The sequence below is a fragment of the Oceanisphaera psychrotolerans genome, assembly GCF_001870485.1.
GTDB classification, from domain to species: domain Bacteria; phylum Pseudomonadota; class Gammaproteobacteria; order Enterobacterales; family Aeromonadaceae; genus Oceanimonas; species Oceanimonas psychrotolerans.
Window position 1 is genome coordinate 24,779 of record NZ_MDKE01000029.1, and the last position, 7,515, is coordinate 32,293.

7 protein-coding genes are annotated in these 7,515 nt (G+C 56.2%); all 7 read right to left on the reverse strand.

From position 1 onward, the window contains the following. Positions 1 to 152 precede the first annotated feature (152 nt). The 7 genes from BFR47_RS11030 to BFR47_RS11060 all read right to left on the reverse strand — a co-directional run bounded on the left by BFR47_RS11030 (position 153) and on the right by BFR47_RS11060 (position 7,468). Positions 153 to 506 carry a DUF1622 domain-containing protein gene (locus BFR47_RS11030; RefSeq protein ID WP_071473120.1) on the reverse strand — a complete coding sequence of 118 codons (354 nt, stop codon included), beginning with the start codon at positions 504 to 506 and terminating at the stop codon, positions 153 to 155. 99 nt (positions 507 to 605) lie between these two features. Then, positions 606 to 1,157: a hypothetical protein gene (locus BFR47_RS11035; RefSeq protein WP_071473121.1), complete on the reverse strand. Its 552-nt coding sequence runs from the start codon at positions 1,155 to 1,157 to the stop codon at positions 606 to 608. A gap of 289 nt (positions 1,158 to 1,446) precedes the next feature. Then, on the reverse strand, positions 1,447 to 2,160 hold the full coding sequence (locus BFR47_RS11040) for an RluA family pseudouridine synthase (RefSeq protein ID WP_071473122.1): 714 nt from the start codon (positions 2,158 to 2,160) through the stop codon (positions 1,447 to 1,449). An 89-nt stretch (positions 2,161 to 2,249) separates the two neighbouring features. Beyond that, positions 2,250 to 3,641: a DEAD/DEAH box helicase gene (locus BFR47_RS11045; protein ID WP_071473123.1), complete on the reverse strand. Its 1,392-nt coding sequence runs from the start codon at positions 3,639 to 3,641 to the stop codon at positions 2,250 to 2,252. 343 nt (positions 3,642 to 3,984) lie between these two features. Further along, positions 3,985 to 4,299, reverse strand: a complete 315-nt coding sequence (locus BFR47_RS11050) for a DUF6172 family protein (protein ID WP_071473124.1) — start codon at positions 4,297 to 4,299, stop codon at positions 3,985 to 3,987. A 195-nt stretch (positions 4,300 to 4,494) separates the two neighbouring features. Beyond that, positions 4,495 to 4,833, reverse strand: a complete 339-nt coding sequence (locus tag BFR47_RS11055) for a zinc ribbon domain-containing protein YjdM (protein ID WP_071473125.1) — start codon at positions 4,831 to 4,833, stop codon at positions 4,495 to 4,497. A 412-nt stretch (positions 4,834 to 5,245) separates the two neighbouring features. Further along, positions 5,246 to 7,468, reverse strand: coding sequence for a UvrD-helicase domain-containing protein (locus BFR47_RS11060; protein WP_071473126.1), 2,223 nt, complete (start codon positions 7,466 to 7,468; stop codon positions 5,246 to 5,248). Positions 7,469 to 7,515 lie beyond the last annotated feature (47 nt).

Sequence of the window (7,515 nt, forward strand, 5' to 3'; positions counted from 1 at the left end):
AGGCGCCATGGCCAGCACCATGAACACACTGCCTCTAGAATTGTCCGATGACATCTGCACCCCTCATTGACTTGCCCGCGCTGCTCTACTGAATCCGGCCTCAACAATAACAGCCAAACCACCATGACGGCCAGCTCATCAGGCGCGCCAGGTCAAGGGGGGTCGTTCTTGTCCGGTTGCCAGGGCCATCGTCCTTCGACTTCAAGATGAAGCGTCAGGCCAAGAAAGGTACGTATCAGGATGATCATGCCCAGCACGGCCACATTCTCCAAGGTGTCCGCCACAATGACAGTGCGGATAATGTCACCGGCAATCAGAAACTCCAGACCCAGAATAATGGATCGCCCCAGTTGCCTGCGGTAGGTGCGGTAGGCAATGCCCTCGGGCAGTTGCCGAAACGAACGGACAAACACAAAAGAGGAAAGCATCGATCCGACCACCACCACCAGCACCCCGACCGCCTCGATGGCGTATCCCGCAATGGATATGACGTCGCTAAATTCCATAATGTCAGCCTGTAAATGTTGCCGAGCCGGGATCCGCCCAACACCGAATGGAACGGCGCCGGACATGAGCATATGCCCACGTTAACGATGGGTCAGTCTTTATTCTGCCTGATGCCACTGAAACCAGAATGTTTGCCAGCCCCCGACCGGCACCAGCCAGAACACAGCCCCCACACCGGAAGAGCGTTCTTCGCCAATCAGCGCGCCTCCCCGGGCACGCCTCAGGTAGAGACGACGCTCGGAGCGGTAACCACCGGTTCCGTCCGCGTTCTTGTCAACGATAATGGGCAAGACGACAGCCCCTTCGGCACAGGAAAAATCGCCGCTGGCTTTCGAAAACCGTTTTTCACCGACGATATCCTCGCCGCTGAGGGCCTCGACTCGCAGCGTACCGGCAGCATAAGCAAGGACCACGGTGTCGGTGTTTCTGGTCTCGCCACCCAGCCTGAATGCCAGCGAGTTGGCTCCGCTCATCGGTAGAAACGAGTAAATGGCGAGGTTCTGATACCGCCCCGACAGATCAGGGCAGGCATCATCCGCGGTGGAAGACACCGGCGGCCAACCGGCGGGATAGTCCGGAGAGATGCCGGTGACCGATGCGCACCCAGAGAGGATCACCGCACCAATAATGTGGGCGAGCAGGCTCTTCATAAGGTACCTCTCGAAGCGTTTATCAGGCCAATGGCGTACCAACATGGGAATAAGTATTGCACACCCATGGTGGCCAACCACTACCGGCCCGGCGCCGCCCGTAGCATGCCGCCGCCGTTAACGAGTTCAGCCTGCACCGAGTAGCCGCTTGTCTGGGCGCCGAATACAACAAAGCCCCGGACACTATGATCCGGGGCTTTGTTCTAGCAGGTTTGTTTTGGCAGATAGAAGGTGATGATGCGGGTGCCATTGCGATAGCGGCGGGCTTTGCCGCCAGCAAGGTCACGGCTCAAAATGGACAGGGGCATTGTCCATGGAATGGTTCGCCACTGACCGGATGGTCGAAATACAAATCGCTGGCATGCAACAACAAACGATCGGCCAGCTGTTCACTATGCACGCTGTTATACAGGTCACACCCAAGAATGGGGTGCCCTATTGCCTGGCTGTGAATCCGTAACTGGTGGGTGCGTCCGGTATGAGGAATATATTGCACCAGACTCCGACGTGGTTGCTCCAGACGCTGCAATACCCGGTATTCACTGACGGCCGTTTTGCCGGTGGTGTGGCAAATCTTTACCCGGGGAAAATGGGTCTTGTCTTTCGCGATGGCGGCGGTAATCTGCCCCTGATCATCGGCAACCCAGCCTTCCAGCAGGGCGAGATACCGCTTTTGAATGGTGCGCGCCTGAAACTGTTTATTGAGCTGTTGCGCCGACGCTGCATTCAGCGCCACCACCATGATGCCCGAGGTACCGAAGTCCAGTCGATGGGGTAGTTTCGCCTCCGGGAATGCCGGCGTCACCCCCGCCTGGCCCTGTACCAGACGGTGGTGTACCGAGTCCCGGTTGAGGGGGTTTTTACCCGACAGACTGAGCAGGCCACTGGGTTTGTTGATCAGCAAGATGTCGTCATCCTGATACAGGATCACCACCACATCGTCACACACTGGCGCCACAAAGTCATCGACGATGGTGGGCGTGGGCGGGCCGGAACCGGACATTCGACTTTCCCCGCAATAGATAACCATGGCTCGTGCCGCCGGTGAATAATCCGTTTCGGCGCACGGGGGTTACTGACGACTAACCGTGCTTAACGGGAATATTTCTCGGCGCGTTTGCCGCGTAATATTTTTTTCTTCGGCCCGGTACCTTTTGAAGCATTCGTCTTTTTCAGGCGCACGGGCTTGGCGCCGGTCTTGTTATTCGCCCCCTCTGCCGGCTTGGCGCGGCGTGGTTTGCCCTTGTGCTGGCCGTTGGAGCCTTCCAGCTCGATCACGGTTTCACTGGCCCGGTTTGAACGCCCGGACAACACCTTGTGGGAGATGCTTTTCAACAATGTGCCACGATCCCCCACTTCAAAGCCCGGCTTGATAATGCGCTTGATGTCGGTGCCAATCAGCTTTTGAATGCGCACCAGAGCCTGCTCTTCTTCACGGCTGACAAAGGAAATGGCACTCCCCTTCGCCCCTGCCCGCCCCGTGCGGCCGATACGATGCACGTAATCTTCCGGCAGATACGGCAGGTTGAAGTTCACCACATAATCCAGGCCCTGAATATCCAGACCACGGGCGGCCACTTCGGTGGCGATCAATATTTGCAGTTTGCCGGATTTGAAATCGGCGATGGCACGGCGTCTCGAGCCCTGGCTTTTGTCGCCATGACACACCGCTGCTTCAATTTTGCTCTTTTTAAGACCGGCCAACAGTCGATCGGCCTGCTCCTTGGTACTGGTAAACACCAGCACCTGGAACCAGTTTTTCTCGGCCAGCAGCTGTTCAAACAGTTCTATCTTGCGGCTTTCTTCTACCGGATATACCGCATGCCTGACGGTCTCGGCCGTACTGTTTATTTTGGTCACCCGAATTTGCTGATGATTGTTCAGGATTTTATGGGACAACTCATTGACGGCGGGTGACGTGGTGGCTGAAAACAGCAGGGTTTGGCGTTTTTGCGCGGTCAGTTGCATCAGCTTCAGCACATCGGCGATAAAGCCCATGTCGAGCATACGGTCGGCTTCATCCAGCACCACAAATTCAACATCACTCAAGGCGACGTTACCCAGGGTCATGTGCTCCAGCAAACGACCGGGGGTGCTGATCACCATATCAACGCCCGCCTTCAACTTGTTGGCCTGGCCGCCCATTTTAACGCCACCGTACAATGCCGTTATCGTGAGCGGCAAAAACTGCGCATAGGCACCGATGGCATCGGAGAGTTGCTCGGCCAGTTCACGGGTGGGCGTCAGGATCAGGGCGCGAGGGCGGCGCTCGACGGTAGCCTTGGGGTTGTCCAGCATGCGCTGCAACACAGGAATGGCAAAGGCGGCGGTTTTGCCGGTGCCGGTTTGCGCCACCACTTGTAAGTCTTTACCGCGACGCGCGGGCACGATGGCCTGCATCTGTACGGGTGTCATAGCACTGTAGCCACATTCAACAAGAGCGCGTTGCAGATCCGGGGCCAAATCTAAAGATGAAAATTGCATGAGAGTTCCTCTGTAGAGTCGCTACAGTCCAAAAAACGAGGGCAGAATATACAGTATTTTAGCGATGGAGGTGAGGATTGATTGTGAATAGCAGCGGAATTCGACATAGCCGTCAGGGAATTGCGGGATCTTGGGCGGGCGCCGTGAGGCTGAAACAAGACCTGCAGAAATATGCAGGATCGTCGGTCTGCTGCAGGTCAGAATTTATGCTGACTGCCCTGTCGGGCTGAAGCCTGACCCACAGCAATATGCAGCACCGTTGGTCTGCTTTCGGGCCGGCTCGTCAGGCGGTTGGATCACCCAAGCAACATGGCGCTCTCATGTTCAGTAAGTAACGCCCTTGTTACGCTTCGTCATCGGCTTCGGCAGCACTCGAGCGCGGCGCATGGTTACAGGCTCTGGCGAGGATCTCTACATAGAACTCGGGCAGTTCCTGTGCCACGGCGGCATCGATATGTTTATTGATTTCAGAGGTATAGATCGCTTCTGCTGCTGCCTCGGACGCACCAAAACGACAATCGAAGGTCCAGTAGTCCATGCCTGCAGGCAGGGACTTGCGACGCTCTCTGTTCAGGTACTTTTTAATATCATGCTTGATTGAGTCCACCAGGCGAGCAGGTTTCAGCTTGGGGTGAGTTAATGCGATGGTCTTTTTCATGGAGTTCCTACAGAAGTGCACTCAAGAGTTAGGGCTAAATGATCGTTGATAAGCGCATTCTACATGGATGGCCAGCAGATCACTGCCAGTTTTTGCGGTTTTCTGCCCCGCAGAAGATGATTGCGCAAATATAAAACGCCATGCCAGCACCCTGGCATGGCGTTTTAAACCCGGTCTTTGACAGGTAGAGCAGACTCAGGCTTTTTTCACAAACGCAGCGGTCACCATCATCTCGCCGGCACCGTCCACCTTGCAGTCCAGCTCGTGATCCTTGCCATCCACGATGCGCCGGATCACCGCCTTGGTGCCGATTTTAATGACCATGGAGCTGCCTTTTACCTTGAGATCCTTGGCCACGGTAATCTTGTCACCTTCCTGCAGCAGGGTGCCGTTGGCATCCTTGGCAGTCAGGGGCGCATCTTCGGCATCAACTTCAGCGGGATTCCACTCGTGGGCGCACTCGGGGCAGATCAGATTATCCTGATCCTGATAAACGAACTCGGACTGGCATTGGGGGCATGGAGGAAATGACATGGATGACTTCTTCTTCAAACAGGTTTGAGCGGTATGGTAAAGGCTGCTTGCTGAAATATCGAGTACATCTACTATTTTTGTGGTCTCTTGCCAGTTCAGAACAAAAAACACTCAGCCGAAAGCGATGTAATCATGTTTATACGGCGTTGTTTCGGCGTTGTTTCCTAAATCAGGAAACTATCTGCTTCTCCCGTGACCCGATCTTCTGACGAACGGTCTCAGAAGCAGAACAATGAGCAAGGCACGACATAACATCAGCAACGGGCGGTCACTTGCCAGCTGAACACCGCAAGAATCCGGCTATTGGGACGAAGGACATCCGAGGAACGAGGCCGTCACTGCGCTGAAATCAGGTCACCTGGCCGACTGGAAAACCACGTCCGGCTACCATCAGCGGTCGCTGGCGGTGTTGTTAAGGGTGCTCCGCCATCAGCAGCTCCTGATCAGGCACGATGGCGTTTTCCGTATGTTTACAGCACTCCCCTTCATACCGGTAGTTTCTGCAGCCCCAGAATTCACCATGACGACCTTTTCGCCGGACCATTTCCGCGCCGCACCGCGGACAGATCGGAACCCAGCTTGAGCAATCCGGGTTGATGCAGATCTTGAAACGGCCCGCACGGCGCATCTGTGATTCACAACGCTGGCAACCCCGCTCCTTGTGCGCGCAAAGCGGGAACTTATTACAGCCAAAGAAGCGACCGAACTGGCTCTGTCTCGCAACCAGGGTACCGGTCTTGCACTTGATGCATTTCAGCATGTGCAGCACTTGCTGGCTGAGTGAGGTCGGAAACTCGTTCAGCTCGATGCCATATTCACCCTTCATCAGCTCCACAACAAAATCCGAGGCCACAGCCATATCGGCAATCAGGTACGCTCGACGCCTGGCCCGCGTTAACGCCACATACAACAGGCGCCTTTCCTCGGCGTGCGGGTAGTCATCCAGTGGCGGAAGCAATGCCTCAAGGAGGGGATGCGTGGTTTTACCGCTGGGGAAACCGAACTTTCCGGTCTCGAGGCCAAGCACGATAACGTAATCCGCCTCCTTGCCCTTGGAGGCGTGAACCGTATGGCACTCCAGCACTATTGAGGGGTGCCGTGCCGCGAGCCGCTGCATCTCTTTCCTGTCTGGCAGGTTGAATCCGTACCGCCCCAGCAGATAAACACGACTGCCGGGCTCAGCGATGGCTGCGATGCGCGAGATAACCCTTTCCAGGCGGCCGGGATCATCGGCATTCTGCCGAGGCCGGTTATCCTCCCGCAGCAGCGATACCGTGGGATGCTTCACTTTTTCCAGGGTATTGAGCTGCTTCCTTACCTGAACCGGGTTTTGCAATACAAAGCGTGTCGCCACATCGCTGATGCCACTGTTGAAGCGGAAGGTGAGATCAAGGGAGGTGACCTGCGTGGCGCCGAACGTTTGCCGAAAGGCGGTGGTGAAACTCAGATCACTGCCGGTAAAACGATAGATAGCCTGCCAGTCGTCCCCCACACAGAACAACGAACACGCCTCGACGGCATCCCGCAGGTAGCGAACCAGCCGGGCACGCGCCTCGGATATATCCTGAAACTCATCCACCAGAATATAGCGCCAGGGACTGCGAAAACGCCCTTCCCGAACATAGTGAATGGCCTTGCTGATCATGTCGTCAAAGTCGATGTGGCCTTCACGATCCAGCAATGCCTGATAGTCATTCAGAATGGGTTGCAGCAAACTCAGCGCCGCCCCTACCTGCTCCGGATTGCTGGCATTGGCGATGGCCGCCTGTACCTGCCCCGGCTCATAGCAATTGGCGCGATAGCGTTTCAGCAGCTCCGCCAGCAGCGCGGCAAAAGCGCTGATGGCACCGAACTCGCGCAAGGTAGCCAACACGGCTTGCGGCGGGAGTGACTGATAATCCACATTCAATGCGGTGAGCTGCGCATCAATGGCATCAAACAACCCGCCTTCCTGCAATTCATAGTGGTACAGCTCTATCAGGCGCGTCCCTTTCTCGGCGTGAAGCCCGCGCTTCCAGGCCATGGCCTGATGGTAGGCTTCACGGTCCACATAGGGCGCGGTATTACCCTCTCGGTCTGTACCGTAATACTCAATGTATATTCCATGCTCGGGCAGGTAGAAATCCGGGTGATACTGCCGGTGAAGGGGGCTGGCGGTGCTGTGCTCGTAGGCGGCTTCATACTGGTATTCAATGCCCTGCTTGAACAGGTAGTTGGCGACAAGGCACTCGCCCAGGCTTTTCACTGCCTCGCCTTTGAGCGTGCGAATGTCATTGGCAAGGATATAGTCGAAATACGCCCCTTCCGACTCAAAATCAAAGGGGTTTGCCGCCGGGTAGAGATGGCGCTGAAAGTATTTGATGGTCAGTTGCTGATAATCCGGCGTCTTCAGGTGCTCTTCAAACCACTGGTTCACCTGCAGGGCCAACAGCTTGTCGTCTTCCGCCAGGGGCGACAGCGAGGGCTGCCTTCCCTCCACTTTGGCAATGATCTCCTTGCCCAGTTTGTGAAAGGTGCTGGCGGTAATGCCGCACGGCCCCAGCCGGTGATCGATGCGCTCCTGCATCTCAGCCGCAGCCTTGTTGGCAAACGCCAGCATCAGGATCTCACCGGCCTGAGCCTGACCGCAGGGCAAGATTACGAAACCCCTTGCCCCGCAAGGACTCGCGATAGGTAGTCGTT

Excerpts from the sequence above, each read along its gene's own strand:
- BFR47_RS11055 (WP_071473125.1), bottom strand. The coding sequence starts at position 4,833 with ATGTCATTTCCTCCATGCCCCCAATGCCAGTCCGAGTTCGTTTATCAG.
- BFR47_RS11035 (WP_071473121.1), bottom strand. The coding sequence starts at position 1,157 with ATGAAGAGCCTGCTCGCCCACATTATTGGTGCGGTGATCCTCTCTGGG.
- BFR47_RS11045 (WP_071473123.1), bottom strand. The coding sequence starts at position 3,641 with ATGCAATTTTCATCTTTAGATTTGGCCCCGGATCTGCAACGCGCTCTT.
- BFR47_RS11040 (WP_071473122.1), bottom strand. The coding sequence starts at position 2,160 with ATGTCCGGTTCCGGCCCGCCCACGCCCACCATCGTCGATGACTTTGTG.
- BFR47_RS11030 (WP_071473120.1), bottom strand. The coding sequence starts at position 506 with ATGGAATTTAGCGACGTCATATCCATTGCGGGATACGCCATCGAGGCG.
- BFR47_RS11050 (WP_071473124.1), bottom strand. The coding sequence starts at position 4,299 with ATGAAAAAGACCATCGCATTAACTCACCCCAAGCTGAAACCTGCTCGC.